The sequence below is a fragment of the Streptomyces sp. NPDC059567 genome (assembly GCF_042735655.1).
Taxonomy (GTDB): Bacteria; Actinomycetota; Actinomycetes; order Streptomycetales; family Streptomycetaceae; genus Streptomyces.
In genome coordinates, this window is record NZ_JBHWBS010000128.1 from 1 (window position 1) to 19,295 (window position 19,295).

The window sequence follows — 19,295 nt, forward strand, 5'->3', positions numbered from 1 at the left end:
GCCACCCCCTGACAGGGTGGCCGCCCTTTCGTTCGCCTAGAGGCCCGCGTGGGCGCCTTTGGCGGTGTGCCTACAGGCTTACTTGCCCTTGGCGGCTTCCTTGAGCTTGGAGCCCGCGGAGACCTTCACGCTGTAGCCGGCCGGGATGTTGATCGGGTCGCCGGTCTGCGGGTTACGAGCGGTGCGAGCGGCACGGTGGGTGCGCTCGAAGGTCAGGAAGCCGGGGATGGTGACCTTCTCGTCGCCCTTGGCGACGACCTCGCCGACGGTCTCGGCGAGAGCGGCCAGCACGGCGTCGGCGTCCTTGCGGGTCACCTCGGCGCGGTCGGCCAGGGCGGCCACCAGCTCACTGCGGTTCATGTTGTTACTCCCGTGTTCTTCTTGCCTGTGAGGCGTGCCACGCGGCGGAGCCGCATGTATGGGCACAGCGAAGCCGATGCTGCCAGGGCCCTCGGACAGTCCCCGGACCCGGGTCTGGTGACAGACCCTCGCGCCCGAATAGGCATCCTGCCCCCACCAGCGGCGGGAACGCCAATCCGGCACCCTCTGGGGTCACACGAAAAGCGCCACGGGCTCTGGCGTGGTGACGTTCCGTCGACTCCGCCGAAACTCTTTGGAGCCGAAGCGCCACCCTACGGCGGATCTACGGCGCGGCGCCCGGCGACGCGCCGTTCCGACGGCTGGCCCGGGACCTTTGACGGCCCCGTCGCGGCCCGCCGTACGTCGTGTACGGGCTCTCTCAGAGCCCGTTCGTCCCGTTGTCGGCACCCGCGCCGGCCGCCTTCGCGGCGGTGCGCACGGCGCCCGCGACGGCGCCGGCGACCTTGTCGTTGAAGACCGACGGGATGATGTAGTTCGGGTTCAGCTCGTCCTCGGTGACGACGTCGGCGAGGGCCGAGGCGGCCGCCAGCATCATCTCCGTGTTGACGGTGCGGGACTGAGCGTCCAGCAGACCGCGGAAGACGCCCGGGAAGACCAGCACGTTGTTGATCTGGTTCGGGAAGTCCGAGCGGCCGGTGGCCACAACGGCGGCGGTCTGGCGGGCGATTGCCGGGTCGACCTCGGGGTCCGGGTTCGCGAGCGCGAACACGATCGCGCCGTCCGCCATCGCGGCGACGTCGTCCGCGCCGAGCAGGTTCGGGGCCGAGACGCCGATGAAGACGTCCGCGCCGACGACGGCCTGCTTGAGGGTGCCGGTGACGCCCTCGGGGTTGGTGTTGTCGGCGATCCAGCGCAGCGGCGAGTCCTTCTCGGCCTCGACGAGGTCCTCGCGGCCGGCGTGCACGACACCGTGGATGTCGGCGACGACGGCGTGCTTCACGCCCGCCGCGATGAGCAGCTTGAGGATGGCCGTACCGGCCGCGCCGGCGCCGGACATGACGACCCGTACGTCGCCGATTCCCTTGCCCACCACGCGCAGCGCGTTGGTGAGGGCGGCGAGGACGACGATCGCGGTGCCGTGCTGGTCGTCGTGGAAGACGGGGATGTCGAGGGCCTCGCGCAGGCGGGCCTCGATCTCGAAGCAGCGGGGGGCGGAGATGTCCTCGAGGTTGATGCCCGCGAAGCCGGGGGCGATCGCCTTGACGATCTCGACGATGGCGTCGGTGTCCTGGGTGTCCAGGCAGAGCGGCCAGGCGTCGATGCCGGCGAAGCGCTTGAAGAGGGCCGCCTTGCCCTCCATGACGGGCAGGGCGGCCTTGGGGCCGATGTTGCCGAGGCCGAGGACGGCGGAGCCGTCCGTCACGACTGCGACGGAGTTGCGCTTGATGGTGAGGCGGCGGGCGTCCTCGGGGTTCTCGGCGATCGCCATGCACACGCGGGCCACGCCCGGGGTGTAGATCATGGAGAGGTCGTCACGGTTGCGGATGGGATGCTTGGACGCCATCTCGATCTTGCCGCCGAGGTGCATCAGGAACGTACGGTCAGAGACCTTGCCGAGGACGACGCCCTCGATGGTGCGCAGCTGCTCGACGATCTCGTCGGCGTGCGCGGTCGAGGTGGCGGCGATCGTGACGTCGATCCGCAGCTTCTCGTGGCCGGAGGCGGTCACGTCGAGGCCGGTGACGGAACCGCCGTGGGACTCCACCGCCGTGGTGAGCTGGGAGACCGCGGTTCCGCTGGCGGGAACCTCCAGCCTGACCGTCATCGAGTACGAGACGCTGGGCGCCGTTGCCATGGCCGAGTTCCTCTGCTTTCCCTGAGCTTCGTTGCTACGCCGCCTTGGCTGGTTGCCCGGCGGCGCCCTCCGATCGTCGCACCTACCTGCCGGTAGCAGGTAATGCGGTCATTTTGTTTTCGGAAAGTAGTTTCCACCATACGAGAACCCATGGGGAAACAGAAGAGGTCCCCGTCACCAGGGGTGACAGGGACCTCAACTTCGTAGCTATGCACTAAGTGGCACCGACCCGCCATGCTCGCCTCGCGGCAAGAGGTCCCTCTGAGGGACGAAGGTTGGGCCCGGGGGCTTGGATCGAGCCGGTGCCATAGACAGGCTAACAAACCACTCTGGTAAGTGATTCCTGCGACGCAGGTTGACCGGAAATCAGTCCCTGAGCAGGTCGGGGACCCCCTCCGCGTCCGGCACGTCCCGGGCGCCCGAGACGACGGTGAGCTGCTGCGTGGCGCGGGTCAGCGCCACGTACAGCACCCGCAGCCCGGCCGGGGACTCGTCCGCGATCTCCGCGGGCGAGACCACCACCGTGGCGTCGTACTCCAGGCCCTTGGCCTCCAGGGAGCCCAGCGCCACCACCCGGTCGCCGAGGTCGGCCAGCCACCGGGCGGCCTGCTCGCGCCGGTTCATGGCAACCACGACACCGACCGTGCCGTCCACCCGTTCGAGCAGACGGCGCGCCTCGCTCCGTACGATTTCGGCCAACCGCTCCGCCCCCGCCTTCTCCCCCGCTGCGGGCTCCCCGAGGGCCACGAAGCGCGGCTCCACGCCCGTGGAGCGCACCGCGCGCGGCGAGGTGCTGCCGGGCATGGCGAGGGCGAGCACCTTGGCGGCCAGCTCGGCGATCTCGGCGGGATTGCGGTAGTTCACGGTCAGCTCGAAGCGGCGGCGCGGGCGGCTGCCCAGCGCCTCGTCGCGAGCCTCGGCGGCCTCGTCCGGGGTCGACCAGGACGACTGCGCCGGGTCGCCGACGACCGTCCAGGTCGCATGCCGGCCGCGCCGCCCGACCATCCGCCACTGCATGGGCGTGAGGTCCTGCGCCTCGTCGACGATGACGTGGGCGTACTCGGTGCGCTCGGCGGCGAGCCGCTCGGCCCGCTCCCGCTGCGTCTCCTCCCGTACGGGCATCAGCTCCTCCAGGCCCGTCAGCTGGTCCAGCGGGTCGTACTCCCGCTTCTTGCGCGGCCGTGCCGGGGCGCCGAGGAGGGTGTTCAGCTCGTCGAGGAGCGCCACGTCGTGCACGGAGAGCCCGTCACGTCGCAGGGAGCGGGCGAGGCGGCGGACCTCGCCGGGGTTGAGGATGCGCCGGGCCCAGCGGCCGAGGCGCTTCTCGTCGGCCATCGCGTCGAGGACCTGGCGGGGGGTGAGCTCGGGCCACCAGGCGTCGAGGAAGTGCAGGAACGAGTCCTCGGTCGAGACGTCCTCGTCGAAGGAGGAGCGCAGCTCGGCGGCGAGCTCGGGGTCGCTGTGCCGTCCGGCGGCGCCGGACTTGGCGTACAGCGCGTCGAGCAGCAGCCTGCGGGCGCGCGGGCGCAGCAGGTTGACGGGCGCGGAGCCGCCCAGGACGTTGTGCCGGATGCGCTGGAGGTCGTCGGCCTCCAGCTCCAGACGGCGGCCGAAGGCGACGACCCGCAGGCGCGTGGGCGTGCCGGCGGGTGCCTGGGGCTCGTCGAAGGAGAGCTGATCGCCGTCGGCCGGCTTGGGAGCCGGGGTCTCCAGGGCGCCGCGGGCGGCCTTGCGCAGGACGGCGAGCATCCGGGAGGAGCCCTTGACGCGGGCCACGGCCGGCTCGTCGTACGTGGTGGCCTCCACGCCGTCCACGAGCGAGCCGAGGGCGCGGATGGCGACCTGGCCCTCCTCGCCGAGCGAGGGCAGGACACCCTCGGTGTACGAGACGAGCAGCGGGGTCGGGGAGACGATCAGGATGCCGCCCGCGTACCGCCGCCGGTCCTGGTAGAGCAGATAGGCCGCCCGGTGCAGGGCCACCGCCGTCTTCCCGGTGCCCGGGCCGCCCTCGACGTACGTGACGGAGGCGGCGGGCGCGCGGATGACCAGGTCCTGCTCGGCCTGGATGGAGGAGACGATGTCGCGCATGGTGTGGCTGCGGGCCTGGCCGAGCGCGGCCATGAGGGCGCCGTCGCCGATCACCGGCAGCTCGCGCCCCTCCAGGGTCGCCTTCAGCTCGGGGCGCATCAGGTCGTCCTCGACGCCGAGGACCTTGCGGCCCTTGGAGCGGATGACGCGGCGGCGCACCACCCGGCCGGGGTCGACCGGCGTGGAGCGGTAGAAGGGCGCGGCGGCGGGTGCGCGCCAGTCGATGACGAGCGGCGCGTAGTCGGAGTCGAGGACGCCGATCCGGCCGATGTGGAGGGTCTCGCCGATGTCGGCCGTGTTGTCGGGCCGCACGGCGTCCTCGGCGGGCTCGACGGAGGTGTACGCGCCGTCGGGGCCCTTCTTGCCGTCCTTGCCGTAGAGCAGGTCGATCCGGCCGAAGAGGAAGTCCTCGAACTCGTTGTTGAGCCGGTTGAGGTGGATACCGGCCCGGAACACCTGGGCGTCGCGCTCGGCGAGCGCGCCGGGCGTGCCGACCTGGCCGCGCTTGGCGGCGTCGTTCATCAGGAACTCCGCCTCGCGGATCTTCTCCTCGAGGCGGCGGTAGACCTGGTCCAGATGTTCCTGCTCGACACCGATCTCACGGTCCCGGACCGTGTCCACGGTGTCCACGGCTTCCTGCGCGGCCACTAAGGCCCCCTTCTGACGTGCACTGGGCAGCCGTCGAGCGTACGCCACAGGGGGCCGAAATGTCAGGCCTCTACCTCCACGAGGCGTTCGCCGTCGAAGGTCCGGACCTCGAAGTGGTCGATGTCGTTGCGCTCCATGGCCGCCCCGCCGTGCACGTACAGCGGGTTCTTGGCGCTCTCCTGGGCGGCGCCGGGGATGCCGTATCCCCATTTCGGCACGGCCCAGGAGGTGACGACCTCCTCCTCGCCGCTCTTGGAGACGGCGACGAGCCGGCACTTGAGCGGGCCCTTGACGTTCTTGAGTTCGAGGACGGTGTGGGTGCCCCAGCCCTTCTTCTCCATGCCGACCGTGGCGCTGACCTTGGTCGTCGGGTCGGTGGCCTGGATCTTCTCCTCCATGTGGTGGAAGAAGGCGTCCTCGGCGGGGCTGGTGGGGTGGGGCTCGATCGCCCGGTTGTCCTTGCCTCCTTCGGAGGTGGCGACGACGGCGACGGCGGGGCCGCCGATGACGAGGATCGCGGCGGCCGCGACGAGGTAGAAGGTGCGGCGGCGGGAGCGGGCCCGCTTGGCGCCCACCTCGTCCATGAGCCGGCCGAGGAGCTGCGGCCCGGGGGCGGAGTCGAGGGAGACGGGAGCCGTGGGGATGCGCCGAGGACCGGGCGGGGCCGGCGGCCGGGGCGCGAAGTCGTCGAAGGCCCGGTCGGCGTACGGATCGGCCACGGGTCCCATGGAGCCGACCGGGCCGGCGTACGGGCCCGTGTACGGGTCGGGGGCGGCCGGTGCGGCGTCGCCGTCCGCCAGCATGGCCAGCATCGGCTCCATCCCGGCGAACTCCTCCACGTGCGCGGCGCAGAGGTCGCAGTCCACCAGGTGCGCCTCGAAGGCGGCGGCGTCGACGTCGTCCAGGATGCCGAGTACGTACGCACCCGCGGCGTCGTGCGGCGGTGTCATGCCGATACCCCCCTCTCCTCCAGCGCGAGCTTCATCGAACGGAGTGCGTAGAACACCCGGGAACGCACGGTCCCGGCAGGTATGCCGAGGGTCTCGGCCGCCTCATTGACCGTACGCCCCTTGAAGTAGGTCTCGACCAACACTTCCCGGTGGGCGGGCGTCAAATCGTCGAGCGCATCAGAGAGCGTCATCAGCCACAGCGCCTTGTCGATCTCGTCCTCCGCGGGCAGGACCTCGAGCGGTGACGGATCGACCTCCTGAGGCCGGGCCTGCCGGCTGCGGTGGCCGTCGATGACGATGCGCCGGGCAACCGTCACCAGCCAAGGTCGGACGGAGCCGGTAGCCCTGTTGAGCTGGCCGGCGTTCTTCCAGGCACGGATGAGCGTCTCCTGCACGACGTCCTCGGCACGCTGGCGATCGCCGGCGACGAGGCGTAGTACATAGGCGAGCAGGGGCCCGGCATGTTCGCGGTAGAGAGCACGCATCAACTCCTCGTCAGGGACGTCGGGTCGAAAGCGTGGGACCTCACTGCGATGCCGGGCCCGATGCGGACGGTCATCGGCCACGGCCGCATCCTTGCGCACCTGAACCTCCCGGTCGAGACCCTGTTGTCGTCGAGAGGTACGGAGCCGGGAAGGGTTCGACTCAACGGTGCTCAAGATTTTTTCACACGGGCACGATTCCCCTTCGGGCTGCCCGATGCCGGGCAACTCGCTCGCGGTTACCGCAGGTCTCACTGGAGCACCAGCGCCGGCGGCGTCCTCGCGACGTATCGAGGTAACAGCGGCGGCAATTGTCGCCCTCGCACCGTCGGAGCAGGGCGCGGGCGGCCGGGTCGGTGAGCAGGTCGACGGCGTCCCGGGCGACGGCGGCGAGCAGCGCGAGGCAGTCGGGTTCGTCGCTCAACGCCCGCACGAGCCCGCCGGCTTCCGTGCGGACGGCGCGGGGCGCGGGCGGGGCGGAGGCGGCGGCGAAGGCGTTGAGGCGCTCCAGTGCGGGATCGGCGCGCCGCCCGTCGAGCTGGGCGCCCACCAGTTCGCGGACGCAGTCGCGCAGTTCGCGAAAGCGCACGACCCAGTGGGCGTCGAGCGCGCTCAGCGGGGTGGCGGCCGGGACGAGTCCGGTGGTGCGCAGGAAGTCGTCGAGCGCGTCGGCGCGGCCGAGCGCGTGGGCGGCCAGATCCAGGCAGATCCGCCCGGAGTCGAACCGTACGGTCATGACCCTGTCACCACCTCGCGGTCGTGGGGCCGGCGGGGGAACCGGCGGGGCGCTGCGACCAGAGTGCCCACCGCGGACGGCCCCCGCTAGGGGGCGCGTCGCGGTTCGTGCCCGGAGGATGTCGCGACGCGAGGTCCGCCACCCGTGGACGCTCGCGTATGGAACGTGGACGGAAATCCATGGTCCCGCCGACCCGCGGCCGCTTGACTGGGGCCATGACGGACAACAGGGGTGGGGCGGCGGCCGGCGCGGTGCTGGGCGCGGCGACGGTGGCGACGGGACTGATCGCCGGAGTGTGGTTCGCGTACGTGTGCTCGGTGATGCCGGCGCTGGCACGAAGCGACGACAAGGTCTTCGTGCAGGTGATGCGGAACATCAACGACGTGATCCAGAACCCGGTGTTCTTCACCCCCTTCTTCGGGGCGCTGATCCTGACGGCGGTCGCGGCGTGGCAGCTGCGGGGCACACCGGCGAAGCCGTGGGCGCTCGCGGCGCTGATCCTCTACGTGGCCGTCTTCGTGGTCACCTCGGCGGTGAACGTCCCGCTCAACGACGCCCTCGCGGCGGCCACGGACCCGGTACGGGCCCGCGCGGACTTCGAGACCCCGTGGGTGGCCTGGAACGTCGTCCGCGCGGTCCTGACGGCCGTGGGCTTCGCCTGCCTGCTGCGGGCGCTCGCGGTACGCCGGGCGCGGTGACCGCGCCTCGCTCCTACTCGTCGTACTTGGTGTCCGCCACCGGGTCGAGCGCCAGCCGGTACCCCCGCTTGACCACCGTCTGGATCAGCTTCGGCGTGCCGAGCGCCGTCCGCAGCCGGGCCATCGCCGTCTCCACGGCGTGCTCGTCGCGGCCCGCGCCCGGCAGGGCCCGCAGCAGCTCGGCCCGGGAGACGACCCAGCCGGGCCGCCGGGCCAGGGTGTCCAGCAGCGCCATCCCGGCGGGCGGCACCGGGCGCAGACAGCCGTCGACGAGGACCGCATGCCCCCGGATCTCGATGCGGTGGCCGGCCACCGGGAGCGTACGGGCCCGGGAGGGCAGCTCCTGGCCGAGGAGCTGCACCAGCGGCCCGAGCCGGAAGCGCTCCGGCTGGAGCGTGTCGATGCCGTGCGCCTGGAGCGGCAGCGCCGTCACCGGCCCCACGCACACGGCGAGCACCTCGTTCCGGAGCGCCGCGAGGAACTCCGGGAGCACGCCCCGGTCCTCCGCCCGGGTCAGCAGCGAGGCTGCGGCCGGCGCGCTGGTGAAGGTGACGGCGTCCAGGGAACCGCTCAGCACCCCGTCCAGGAGCCGGTCCAGCGGGCCGATGTCCTCCGGCGGCATCCATCGGTAGACCGGTACGCCGACGACCTCCGCGCCGCCCGCCGTCAGCGCCTCCACGAACCCCGGGAGCGGCTCCCCGTGCAGCTGGAGCGCGATCCTCCGCCCGGCCACGCCCTCGCCGAGGAGCCGGTCGAGCACCTCGGCCATGGACTCGGACGACGGCGACCACGACTCCGTGAGCCCCGCCGCCCGTACCGCTCCCTTGACCTTGGGCCCGCGGGCGAGGAGTTCGACGCCCCGCAGGCAGTCGAGGAGCTCCTCGCCGTAGCCCCAGCCGTCCGCCGCCTCGACCCAGCCGCGGAAGCCGATCGCCGTGGTGGCGACGACGACGTCCGGGGCGTGGTCGATGAGTTCCTTGGTGGCGGCGAGCAGTTCCGTGTCGTCCGCGAGCGGCACGATCCTCAGCGCCGGGCCGTGGACCACGGCCGCACCACGGCGGCGAAGGAGCGCGCCCAGCTCGTCCGCGCGCCGTGCCGCCGTGACGCCGACGGTGAACCCCGCGAGGGGACCCTGCTCTTGCTCGTACATGACGACCGAGCCTGACGGCGATTGGTCACAGACTCGGTTCGCCGGTATTTCCTGGCCGTTACGGACCACTCCGGATCACACCTCGGCGTAACCGCGTTGCGGCGACGTCTCGCCCGAGGCACCTGCCGCGCCTTCCGCCGTGTCCGGTACGGCGACCGGGCGGCGAAGGTATACCGCCCAGGTCACGACCATGCAGGCCGCGTAGAAGACGAGGAAGGCGACGAAGGCCGAGGTGCCGGTGCCGGCCGTCTGGAAGGACTGCCGGAAGGCGAGGTTGATGCCGAGCCCGCCGAGCGCGCCGACCGCGCCGATCAGCCCCATGGAGGCCCCGGAGAGCCTGCGGCCGTACGACTCCGCCTCCTCGCCGGACAGGCCCTTGCGGTGGCCCTGAGCGAGGAAGATCGCGGGGATCATCTTGTACGTGGAGCCGTTGCCGAGGCCGCTGAGGACGAAGAGTCCGATGAAGCCGACGAGGAAGACGGCGAGGGACTCGACGACCGAGGCGTAGACGACGACCGCCGTCGCGAGCGCCATGGCCGCGAAGGTCCACAGGGTGATGCGGGCGCCGCCGTACTTGTCGGCGAGCGAGCCGCCGACGGGACGGATCAGCGAGCCGAGCAGCGGGCCGACGAAGGTGAGCGAGGCGGCCTGGAGCGGGGTGCGGCCGAACTGGGTCTGGAGGACCAGGCCGAAGGCGAAGCTGTAGCCGATGAAGGAGCCGAAGGTGCCGATGTAGAGGAAGGCCATGATCCAGGTGTGCTTGGCCCCCACGGCTTCCTTCACGGCGCCGGTGTCGTTCTTCACCGGCGCGAGGTTGTCCATGAAGAGCGCGGAGCACACCGTCGCGATCAGGATGAGCGGGACGTAGACGCCGAGGACGATCCGCGGGTGCATGGCGCCGGCGGTACCGATGACGAGCAGGCCGACGAGCTGGACCACGGGGACGCCGATGTTGCCGCCGCCCGCGTTCAGGCCGAGCGCCCAGCCCTTCTTCCGCAGCGGGAAGAAGGCGTTGATGTTGGTCATGGAGGAGGCGAAGTTGCCGCCGCCGACGCCGGTGAGCGCAGCCACCAGCAGGAAGGTGTCGTACGAGGTGCCCGGCTCCATCACCGCGTAGGCGACGCCCGTCGGCAGGAGGAGCAGCAGCGCGCTGAAGATGGTCCAGTTCCTGCCGCCGAATCGGGCGACGGCGAAGGTGTACGGGATCCGGATGAGCGCGCCGACGAAGGTCGCCGTCGCGATCAGGAAGAACTTCCCCGCCGGGTCGATGCCGTACTCCGGCCCCATGAAGAGGACCATGACCGACCACAGGCTCCAGATGGAGAAGCCGATGTGCTCGGAGAGCACGGAGAAGGCCAGATTGCGCCGGGCGATCCGCTCTCCTTGTTCACGCCAGAAGGTCTCGTCCTCCGGCTCCCACCGTTCGATCCATCGGCCGCCCATCACGTACCTCCACGGTGTCGGGTCCCGAGCGTCCAGACGCCCTGGATCTCTTGGAGGAGACCTTAGGGAAGCCGCGTTTCGGGCCGGTGGCGGAAAGTGACGGGTACGGAACCTTGCTCTCACCCGGCGCACACAGGTGATGTGAGTACGGGGCACGGGCGTGGGTGCGGGCGGGCACCCCAGGCCGCCACGACCTGGCTCGGACCCCTGGCACCTCAGACCCCCGGCACCCCCGGCTCCCCCTCCGGTATCCAGGAGTCCGCGGGGCGCTCCAGCCAGCCCTCCCGCCGGCCGATCTCGGCCGCGGCGGTCCGCAGCGCGTCCAGACCGGGGTGACGCAGCCCCTTGCGCCACACCAGGCTCACCGGCGAGAGCGGTACGGGGTCGACGAGGGGCCGCAGCACGCAGCCGGGCATCGGCGGGAAGTCGACGACCGCGAGGACGGGCATGCGGAGCTTGGCCATGATCCGCTGGAACTCCTCCTTCCCCACCGCCATCGGCGCGGGCGGCGCGACGGCGATACCGCGTCCCGCGAAGAGCCGGGCGGCCAGGTCGGTCCACTCCGGGGTGCGGTCGTTCCCGGCGCCGGCGTAGACGCTCTCGCCCTCCAGCGCCGCCAGCGGCACCGCCGCCAGCTCCGCGAGCCGGTGGTCGTCGGGCAGCACCACCGCCATCGGCTCGTACCGTACGAACTGCGAGGCGAGCCGCCCGCGCGTGGACGCGTCGAGCCCGCCGTACCGTCCGAAGGAGACGTCGAGGCGCCCGGCGAGGATCTCGGCGGCGGCCCCGGCCAGCCCGTTCTCGTAGCGGGCCATCAGCTCCTGTTCCGGGGCGAGTTCGCGCGCCCGCTCCAGGACGCGGCCCTGGGCGGGGAGACCGGTGCTGGTGAGGTCGACCAGCAGGGGACGGGCGGCCGCCCTGAAGGCGTCCGCGAGTTCGTCGCAGGCGGCCAGCACCCTGCGGGCGTACGGCAGGAGTCGCATGCCGTCCGGGGTGAGCATGACCTGACGGGTCGTCCGGACGAACAGGTCCGTGCCCAGGTCCCGTTCCAGCCGCCGGATGTCGCGGCTGAGGGCCTGCTGGGCGACGTACAGGCGGGCGGCGGCACGGGTGAAGTGCAGCTCGTCGGCGACGGCGATGAAGGCGCGCAGCAGCCGCGGCTCTATGTCGTACGAAGTGACCACCCGGCATTTAACAACACGGGCGCGTGAATTGCCACGGATCAGGTGTTGGACCGCGGCCGAGGGCTCCCCGGAGGCTTGGCCCATGCCGCACCACGACCTCACGCTCACCCCGGCGGGCCCGGCGTTCGCTCCCCGCTACCGCGAACCGCACGCCCGCACCCGCCCCCGCCCCCGCACCACCGTCCCCACCAACCCCTACCGGCGGCTGTTCGCCACCCCCGGCGCCCGGGCCTTCACCATCGGCAATCTGATCGCCCGGCTGCCCATGGGCATGTTCGGCGTCAGCGCGGTGATCATGATCGCGGGGGCGTACGGCTCGTACGCGCTCGCCGGCGCCGTCACGGCGACGGGGATGGCCGCCACCGCCCTCGTCGCCCCCTGGACCGCACGGCTCGTCGACCGGCACGGGCAGGCCCGGGTCGCCGTCCCCGCCACGGCACTCGCCGCACTCGGCTCGCTGGCCCTGCTGCTGTGCGTGCACCACCGGGCGCCGGTCTGGACGCTGTTCGCCGCGTACGCCGCGACGGCGACCTGCCCCAACACCGGCGGGATGTCCCGCGCCCGCTGGGCCCACCTGCACCGCGGCGACCCGGCGACGCTGCACACGGCCAACGCCTTCGAGCAGGCCGTCGACGAGCTGTGCTTCATGCTGGGCCCGGTCCTGGCGGCTTTCGTGTGCGCGGCGCTGTTCCCGGAGGCGGGCACGCTGATCGGCGCGATCCTGCTGCTCACCGGCGTCCTGGTGTTCGCGGCCCAGCGCTCCACCGAACCCCCGGTCACGCCCCGCTGCGCCACCGCACCCGGCTCCCTGCTGCGCGTGGCGGGCACAGTGCCCCTGCTCGGCGTCTTCCTGGCGACGGGCGCGGTCTTCGGCGCGATGGAGGTCGTGACGCTCGCGCACGTGGACGGCCCGCTCGCCGGCCCGATCCTGGCCCTGCAGGCCACGGGCTCCTTCGTGGCCGGCCTGGTCTACGGCCGTACGGGCCGCTCGGTCCGGCTGCGCACCTGCCTCGTCGCGATGACCTGCCTGATGACGTTGCCGTTCCTGGCCGCCTCGACCGGCTCCCTGCTAGCCCTGGCGGCCGGTCTGCTGGTGGCGGGCATGGCGACCGCCCCGACCTTGGTCACGGGCATGGCCCTGGTGCAGCGCCTGACCCCGCCCGGCCGGCTCAACGAGGGCATGACCCTCGCCGTGACCGCCCTCCTCGCGGGCATCGCGGTCGGCTCGGCCACCGGCGGCTGGACGGCCGAGAACGCTCCGTCGACGGTGTACGCCTTCCTGGTCCCGGCGACCGCGGCCGCTCTGGCACTCGTACGGGAGACGACCCGGGAGGCGGCTCGGAAGGCCCGGAAGGCCCGGGAGACCCCGGAGACCCCGGAGACGGCGCCGACGCGACGGACGACGGTCCGGGAAATGACAGAGGCCCGGCGGTCGTCGTGACGACTGCCGGGCCTGTGCCCACATGGGATGAGTGGAGATGGCGGGAATCGAACCCGCGTCCAACGGTGCAGAATCAGGGCTTCTCCGTGTGCAGTCCGCTATGAGTTTCTCAGCCCCGGAGATCACGCGGACAAGTCTCCGACGGGCTCAGTCACTGTTTGATTTCCCTCAGGCCCCCGTGACCGGGGCTAGAGGTTTAGATCCCTGAATGACGCCAGGATCCGGGTCGGGACCATCCCCGGGCTGACGCTCCTCACAGAGGCTTCTACTCGTTACCTAAAATTAGGCAGCGAGGGCGAAGCGGGAGTTATCGCTCTTGGAGTTGGCGATTATTGGTTGCGACATATGGTTTACGAGATCATTGCCGCTTCCTCGACACGCTTCCCCTGCTTCGACATCCGCTGTCGAAACCGATCATCCCCATGTTGATTTTTCAAAGTGTGCACCCGCTGTGAGGTGCAGGCCCCATGGTACGTGACGACCGCGCACGGTTGCCAGCGTATTAAGGGGAGGCGGCGGCCGGGGGCTAGACCGCCGCGGCCCGCTGGCGGCGCTTCGCCGCCGCGATCGCCCGGTTCGTCTCGCGCGTGTCCTGCTTCTCCCGCAGCGTCTGCCGCTTGTCGTACTCCTTCTTGCCCTTGGCGAGCGCGATCTCGACCTTGACGCGGCCCTTCAGGAAGTACAGGGCGAGGGGCACGATCGTGTGACCCGTCTCCTGGGACTTCGCCTCCAGCTTGTCGATCTCGGCGCGGTGCAGGAGCAGCTTGCGCTTCCGCTTCGCCGAGTGGTTGGTCCAGCTGCCCTGCATGTACTCGGGCACATGGATGTTGTGCAGCCACGCCTCGTGCCCGTCGATCTGCACGAAGCCGTCGACCAGCGACGCCCGGCCCATCCGGAGCGACTTCACCTCGGTGCCCATGAGCACCACACCGCACTCGTAGGTGTCGATGATGTGGTAGTCGTGGCGCGCCTTCTTGTTCTGCGCGATGATCTTGCGCTCAGGACCCTTCTCCGGGTCCTTCTTCTTGGCAGGCTTGCCCTGCACGTTCACGAGTCCCTTTGCCATAGTGCGGCCATTTTCGCACTACGAGCCCCCTCCGAGGCCACTCAATACCGTTCTGGCCCGCTCCTCGGCCCGCTTGCCGGTGGCATCGCCGACGATCAGGTCGGGGGTGATGCCCCGGCCGTCGACGCCGTGCCCGGCGGGGGTGCGGTAGTGACCGACGGTGAGCTCGGCGACGGAGCCGTCGGGCAGGGTGCTCGGCATCTGCACCGAGCCCTTGCCGAAGGTGCGCGCACCGACGGTGATCGCCCGGCCGCGGTCCTGCAGGGCGCCGGTGAGGAGCTCGGCGGCGCTCATGGTGCCGCCGTCGACCAGGGCGACCACGGGCCGGTGGGTGTCCCCGCCGCTCTGGGCGTACAGCGCGCGCTGCTCGCCGTCGACGTCGTACGTGGCGACCAGTCCGCCGTCGAGGAAGGCGGAGGCGGCGACGGCGGCCTCGGCGACCAGCCCGCCCGCGTTGCCGCGCAGGTCCAGCAGGACTCCGGCGCCGGCCGGGGCGTCCCGTACCGCGTCCCGTACCCGCTCGCCCGCGCCCTTGGTGAAGGCGGCCACCTTGATCAGCACCGCGCCGTCGTCGAGCCGGCGCACGGTGACGTCCTCGGTGGCCAGCCGGGCCCGTCTCAGCGTCTCGGTCCAGGCGGAGCCGCCGCGCTCGACGCGGAGGGCGACCGTGGAGCCCGGGACGCCCGCGCCGCGCAGCAGGGCGACGACCTCCGAGACGGAGAGGGCGCCGACGTCGCGCCCGTCGACGGCGACGAGACGGTCGCCTGCCCGTAGCCCCGCCTTCGCGGCGGGCCCGCCGGTCTGGACGCGGGAGATCTCGATACGCCCCTGGGCCGCCTTCCGCGCGGAGATGCCGACGCCGGTGTACGAGCCGTCCAGCGCCTGCTCGAACTCCTCGAACTCCGCCCGGTCGTACACCGCGCCCCAGCGGTCGCCGCTGCGGCTGACGAACTCCTCGGCGGCCTTCTTGCCCGACTTGCCGTCCGCCATGGCGTCGGCGGCGGCGCGGGCGAGGGCGGTCCGGTCGACGGTGTCGCGCGACGGGGCCGGCTGCTCGCGCTTCACGGCGGCGGTCTCCTGCCGGGGCAGGAGGCCGGTGGCCGCGGCGGTGGCGAGGACCCCGGCGAAGACCAACGTCAAAGCGGCCCCACGGAGGACTCCGCGGGGCCGGAGACAGAGGTCGGGTCGGGACCCGGGGCCCACCGGCATGGCGCCCACTCTAGGACAAGCGAAAGGCGCCGTACGGTGGTTGACCGCACGGCGCCCGGGCCGCTCAAGGGGCTCTTCTCACACCTTGAGGTACTTGCGCAGCGCCACGAAGGCGGCAAGGGACGGCATCAGCAGACCGATGACGAGGACCAGCGGCAGCACCGAGAGGACGGCGTCCCAGCCGATGAAGTTGACGAGCTGCATCTTCTCGGCGAGCGCGATGCCGTGGTCGATCAGGAAGTACCGGCCGACCAGGAGCATGATGCAGGCGACCGCGCCGCCGAGAAGGCCGGCGAAGGCCGCCTCCATGATGAACGGCATCTGAATGTAGAAGCTGGATGCGCCGACCAGCCGCATGATGCCGGTCTCACGCCGTCGGCTGAACGCGGAGACGCGCACCGTGTTGACGATCAGCATCAGCGCGATGATCAGCATCAGCGCCATGACGCCGAGAGCGGCGACGTTCATGCCGTTCATCAGGTCGAAGAGGTTCTGCAGGATGCCGCGCTGGTCCTGGACGGACTCCACCCCGTCCCGCCCCGCGAAGGCCGTGGCGACGACCTTGTACTTCTCCGGGTCGTCGAGCTTGACCCGGAACGACTCCTGCATCTGGTCGGGCGTGATGACCGACGCGATGGCGGTGTCGCTGTACTGCTCCTTGTAGTGCTTGTAGGCCTCGTCGGTCGACTCGTGGTGCACGGTCTCGACGATGTCCATCTTCTTCAGATCGGCCTCGATCTGTTCCTTCTGCTCGGTGGTCACCGCACCCTTGGCGCACTTGGGAGAGGTGGCCGCGTCGTTCTTGTTGCAGAGGAAGATGGAGACGTTGACCTTGTCGTACCAGTAGTCCTTCATCGTGCTGACCTGCTCGCGCATGAGCAGCGCGCCGCCGAACAGGGCGAGCGAGAGGGCCACGGAGACGATGACGGCGAAGGTCATCGTGAGATTGCGCCGGAGACCGACGCCGATCTCGGAGAGCACGAACTGAGCGCGCATGGTGTTCTATCCCCTACCTGCTCAGTGCTGGTATCCGTAGACGCCGCGCGCCTGGTCGCGGACGAGACGGCCCTTTTCGAGCTCGATGACGCGCTTGCGCATCTGGTCGACGATGTTCTGGTCGTGGGTCGCCATGACGACGGTGGTCCCTGTCCTGTTGATGCGGTCGAGCAGCTTCATGATGCCGACGGAGGTCTGCGGGTCGAGGTTGCCGGTGGGCTCGTCGGCGATCAGCAGCATGGGCCGGTTGACGAAGGCGCGGGCGATGGCGACGCGCTGCTGCTCACCACCGGAGAGCTCGCCGGGCATCCGGTCCTCCTTGCCGCCGAGGCCGACGAGGTCGAGGACCTGGGGCACGGCCTTGCGGATCTCTCCGCGCGGCTTGCCGATGACCTCCTGGGCGAAGGCGACGTTCTCGGCGACGGTCTTGTTGGGCAGCAGCCGGAAGTCCTGGAAGACGGTTCCGAGCTGGCGCCGCATCTGGGGCACCTTCCAGTTGGACAGCCGGGCGAGGTCCTTGCCGAGGACGTGCACCTGGCCATGGCTGCAGCGCTCCTCGCGCAGGATCAGCCGGAGGAAAGTCGACTTTCCGGAGCCGGAGGAACCGACGAGGAAGACGAACTCCCCCTTCTCGATCTCCAGGGATACATCCCGGAGCGCGGGGCGGTTCTGCTTCGGATAGGACTTGGAGACGTTGTCGAATCGGATCACGGGTGCACCACGGTCGGCCGGGAGTAGGTGTGCGCGACCTTACGCGACCGGCGATGGCCTGCGCAGTCGCGGTCCCGGCTTGCGTGCTTTATCCTTTTCGCCCTTCGGGGCGGAAGCGATGCGATCCGGGTGTAATCCGACGGGGCGCGCCGAAACGCCGTGGAGCTGGCACAGTGGTAGGAGGAACGCTCGGGTACCGCCGAGCGTTGTGCTGGGTGTGGACCCCGCGTGGACCCCTGTGCGGGAGGAGGAGAGCGCATGACCTACGACCGACTGGTGTGCGCCAACTGCGCGGCCCCCGTCGCAGAGGGCCGCTGCCCCGTCTGCCGCGCCAACCGGGAGCGTCTGGACCCGTCGACGGGCCTGACCCCGGCGATGCTGCTGACACTGGTGATCGCCCTCGTGGCGATGGTGGCGCTGCTCGCGGCGCTGCAGACCGCGTAGCACTTCCGCATACGAGCCGGACACGAGAGAGGGCCGGGGGTAGTCCCCCGGCCCTCTTCGTCATGCTGATGGCCTCACGGCCTCACTGCTTCGGCGATCCGCTCAGACGGCGGCGCGCCCGCCGCCGACCAGACGCGGCAGCATCCGGAAGCCGATGCCACCGGCGATCATGGTGGCCGCACCGATGATCAGGAACGAGGTCTCGGCGGCGCCGGTCTCGGCCAGCTCCTCCTTGGCCTTGCCCTGCTCGACGGGCTGCGAGCCGGCGTTGTTGGTGCCGGGGTTGTTCTCGACGCACTCGGCGCCGTCGAGGTCGACGGTGCAGGTGTTGCCGCCACCGTTGGTGGAGGAACCACCGTCGGTGGAGCCACCGGTCGCGGTGGAGCCGCCGGTGGTCTGGTTGCCGCCGGTGTTGCCACCGGTCGTCTGGTTGCCACCCGTGGTCTGGTTGCCACCGGTCGTCTGGTTGCCACCGGTGGTCGGGTTGCCGCCCGTGGTCTCGTTGCCACCCGTGGTCGGGTTGCCGCCCGTGGTCTCGTTACCACCGGTGGTCGGGTTGCCGCCGGTCGTCTCGTTACCACCCGTGGTCGGATTGCCACCGGTCGTCTCGTTACCACCCGTGGTCGGGTTACCACCGGTCGTCTCGTTACCGCCCGTGGTCTCGTTACCGCCGGCGTTGCCACCGGTGGTCTCGGTGCCGCCGTCGATCCCGCCGAGCGGGTCGGTGCCGCCGTCCTCGTTGCCAGTGGTGATCCCGGCCTCGACCTCGACGGTGCCGTCGTTCACCTCGGCCCCGAAGGACACACCTACGGCCGAAGCGGCACCCGCCGCGGTGAGCGACGCACCGGCGGCGATCACCGCACCGGCCGCTATGCGCGCTACGCGGATCCGCGTCTTCTTCGTCATCTGGCTGCTACCCCCAGTAGCTAATCTCGTCAGTGGAGCAGCGCTCGGGGCCTCGGGCACGGAGGGCTCTGTCGCAATGCCGAGCCTGCCCCCGTTTCACACGCGCCCCAGAGATACGCATGCCATCGGCCACCCTCCCGAGTTTCCGCATACGCGTCAAGGACGTTGCGCGTGCGATGCCCGAAAGATCACCAGTTGCCCGCCATGCGGGGATGCAACTGTGACGTAAACGCTGAACTTCGGGCCCCGCCACTCCAGTTCCCTTGTCGACAAAGCGTCAGGAGGGTCGGCATTCCCCTTGCGCCCGCGAATCCTCCGCTCAACCATCCGCATCCGACACTTCCCTGCCCGGGCGTCACAAGGCGTTTCGCGTCCTTCCGGACGATCTCCCCCTGTGACGCCCGCGCGCTCACTTCGCGCAGTGGGCCTGGGCGTTGATCCCATCCCGGGTCAGGACCTTGCCCCTGTCCGTCAGGTACTCGTCCGGGCCCAGTTGCCTGCCCTTGAGGGTCGACGGGGTGACCCAGTGGTCCTGGCCTTCCTTCTCCTTGCCCACCGCGTTCCTTTCGGTGACCGACACGTAGAAGCCGTCCGGGAAGGGGGACTTCAGGGGGCGGGTCTCCGTCTGGAAGCCGGACTTGACGCCCACCGTGAAGACGCCGCGCTTCGCCTCCTCCGCCGACGGGGTCGTCGCGCTCCACAGGGTCGTGAAGCCGTCGCCGTCCTCGCCATCGCCTGCCCCGTCGACGTGGACGGACGCGCCGGCGATCTCGTGCGTGGCGCACAGCGGGTACGCCACCACCACGTTGCCCGCGCCGTCCAGGCGGAAGCCGAAGTCGATCCGGCGCGGGGCGGGGCCGGTGAGGGTGCAGCCCGTCAGGGTGAGCGAGGTAGCCGCCAGATCGGCTGCCACGCACCCCCAGGTCGACCTTTCTCCATATCCTCAAACGGGCAAACGACGACTGCG

Annotated in this window: 18 protein-coding genes and 1 other RNA gene; 3 read left to right on the forward strand and 16 right to left on the reverse strand. The window is 70.8% G+C overall.

Annotation, left to right across the window (positions count from 1 at the left end; translation table 11 throughout):
* Positions 1 to 78: 78 nt before the first annotated feature.
* The 6 genes from ACFVZW_RS33995 to ACFVZW_RS34020 all read right to left on the reverse strand — a co-directional run bounded on the left by ACFVZW_RS33995 (position 79) and on the right by ACFVZW_RS34020 (position 7,080).
* Positions 79 to 360, reverse strand: a complete 282-nt coding sequence (locus tag ACFVZW_RS33995) for an HU family DNA-binding protein (RefSeq protein WP_017237029.1) — start codon at positions 358 to 360, stop codon at positions 79 to 81.
* A 379-nt stretch (positions 361 to 739) separates the two neighbouring features.
* Positions 740 to 2,176, reverse strand: a complete 1,437-nt coding sequence (locus tag ACFVZW_RS34000) for an NAD-dependent malic enzyme (protein WP_384529752.1) — start codon at positions 2,174 to 2,176, stop codon at positions 740 to 742.
* Between the two features lie 366 nt (positions 2,177 to 2,542).
* Positions 2,543 to 4,912 carry a HelD family protein gene (locus ACFVZW_RS34005; protein ID WP_384529755.1) on the reverse strand — a complete coding sequence of 790 codons (2,370 nt, stop codon included), beginning with the start codon at positions 4,910 to 4,912 and terminating at the stop codon, positions 2,543 to 2,545.
* Positions 4,913 to 4,974: 62 nt separating this feature from the next.
* Positions 4,975 to 5,862, reverse strand: a complete 888-nt coding sequence (locus tag ACFVZW_RS34010; protein ID WP_384529758.1) for an anti-sigma factor family protein — start codon at positions 5,860 to 5,862, stop codon at positions 4,975 to 4,977.
* Complete coding sequence (locus ACFVZW_RS34015; protein WP_383556409.1) at positions 5,859 to 6,446, reverse strand: sigma-70 family RNA polymerase sigma factor; 588 nt, start codon at positions 6,444 to 6,446, stop codon at positions 5,859 to 5,861. The genes ACFVZW_RS34010 and ACFVZW_RS34015 overlap by 4 nt, the downstream gene beginning before the upstream one ends.
* 82 nt (positions 6,447 to 6,528) lie before the next feature.
* Positions 6,529 to 7,080, reverse strand: coding sequence for a CGNR zinc finger domain-containing protein (locus ACFVZW_RS34020; protein ID WP_384529761.1), 552 nt, complete (start codon positions 7,078 to 7,080; stop codon positions 6,529 to 6,531).
* A 215-nt stretch (positions 7,081 to 7,295) separates the two neighbouring features.
* On the opposite strand from ACFVZW_RS34020, the gene ACFVZW_RS34025 reads away from it, so the two are divergent.
* Complete coding sequence (locus ACFVZW_RS34025; protein WP_384529763.1) at positions 7,296 to 7,778, forward strand: DUF1772 domain-containing protein; 483 nt, start codon at positions 7,296 to 7,298, stop codon at positions 7,776 to 7,778.
* A 13-nt stretch (positions 7,779 to 7,791) separates the two neighbouring features.
* Here ACFVZW_RS34025 and ACFVZW_RS34030 read toward each other — a convergent pair whose 3' ends face one another.
* The 3 genes from ACFVZW_RS34030 to ACFVZW_RS34040 form a co-directional block, all read right to left on the reverse strand.
* Entirely contained in the window at positions 7,792 to 8,928 is a 1,137-nt protein-coding gene (locus ACFVZW_RS34030) for a uroporphyrinogen-III synthase (RefSeq protein ID WP_384529766.1), read from the reverse strand.
* Between the two features lie 75 nt (positions 8,929 to 9,003).
* On the reverse strand, positions 9,004 to 10,371 hold the full coding sequence (locus ACFVZW_RS34035; protein ID WP_384529769.1) for a nitrate/nitrite transporter: 1,368 nt from the start codon (positions 10,369 to 10,371) through the stop codon (positions 9,004 to 9,006).
* 215 nt (positions 10,372 to 10,586) lie between these two features.
* Positions 10,587 to 11,555, reverse strand: coding sequence for a LysR family transcriptional regulator (locus ACFVZW_RS34040; protein WP_384529770.1), 969 nt, complete (start codon positions 11,553 to 11,555; stop codon positions 10,587 to 10,589).
* A gap of 82 nt (positions 11,556 to 11,637) precedes the next feature.
* On the opposite strand from ACFVZW_RS34040, the gene ACFVZW_RS34045 reads away from it, so the two are divergent.
* Entirely contained in the window at positions 11,638 to 12,996 is a 1,359-nt protein-coding gene (locus tag ACFVZW_RS34045; RefSeq protein WP_384529773.1) for an MFS transporter, read from the forward strand.
* 29 nt (positions 12,997 to 13,025) lie between these two features.
* Here the strand turns inward: ACFVZW_RS34045 and ssrA are convergent.
* The 5 genes from ssrA to ftsE all read right to left on the reverse strand — a co-directional run bounded on the left by ssrA (position 13,026) and on the right by ftsE (position 16,978).
* Positions 13,026 to 13,418, reverse strand: a transfer-messenger RNA (tmRNA) gene (gene ssrA / locus ACFVZW_RS34050).
* 104 nt (positions 13,419 to 13,522) lie between these two features.
* Entirely contained in the window at positions 13,523 to 14,062 is a 540-nt protein-coding gene (smpB, locus tag ACFVZW_RS34055) for an SsrA-binding protein SmpB (RefSeq protein ID WP_260229596.1), read from the reverse strand.
* Positions 14,063 to 14,080: 18 nt separating this feature from the next.
* Positions 14,081 to 15,271, reverse strand: a complete 1,191-nt coding sequence (locus ACFVZW_RS34060; RefSeq protein WP_384529776.1) for a S41 family peptidase — start codon at positions 15,269 to 15,271, stop codon at positions 14,081 to 14,083.
* A 78-nt stretch (positions 15,272 to 15,349) separates the two neighbouring features.
* Positions 15,350 to 16,267, reverse strand: a complete 918-nt coding sequence (gene ftsX, locus ACFVZW_RS34065; protein WP_384529779.1) for a permease-like cell division protein FtsX — start codon at positions 16,265 to 16,267, stop codon at positions 15,350 to 15,352.
* A 21-nt stretch (positions 16,268 to 16,288) separates the two neighbouring features.
* The gene (ftsE, locus tag ACFVZW_RS34070; protein ID WP_260229593.1) at positions 16,289 to 16,978 is read right to left on the reverse strand and encodes a cell division ATP-binding protein FtsE; all 690 of its coding nucleotides are present in this window, start codon (positions 16,976 to 16,978) and stop codon (positions 16,289 to 16,291) included.
* Between the two features lie 258 nt (positions 16,979 to 17,236).
* On the opposite strand from ftsE, the gene ACFVZW_RS34075 reads away from it, so the two are divergent.
* A complete protein-coding gene (locus ACFVZW_RS34075) occupies positions 17,237 to 17,422 on the forward strand; it encodes a hypothetical protein (RefSeq protein ID WP_329119977.1) in 186 nt (61 codons plus the stop codon).
* A gap of 102 nt (positions 17,423 to 17,524) precedes the next feature.
* Here ACFVZW_RS34075 and ACFVZW_RS34080 read toward each other — a convergent pair whose 3' ends face one another.
* Both ACFVZW_RS34080 and ACFVZW_RS34085 read right to left on the reverse strand, forming a co-directional pair.
* Positions 17,525 to 18,328: a hypothetical protein gene (locus ACFVZW_RS34080; RefSeq protein WP_384529784.1), complete on the reverse strand. Its 804-nt coding sequence runs from the start codon at positions 18,326 to 18,328 to the stop codon at positions 17,525 to 17,527.
* Between the two features lie 409 nt (positions 18,329 to 18,737).
* Entirely contained in the window at positions 18,738 to 19,241 is a 504-nt protein-coding gene (locus ACFVZW_RS34085) for a hypothetical protein (protein ID WP_384529787.1), read from the reverse strand.
* Positions 19,242 to 19,295: the final 54 nt, after the last annotated feature.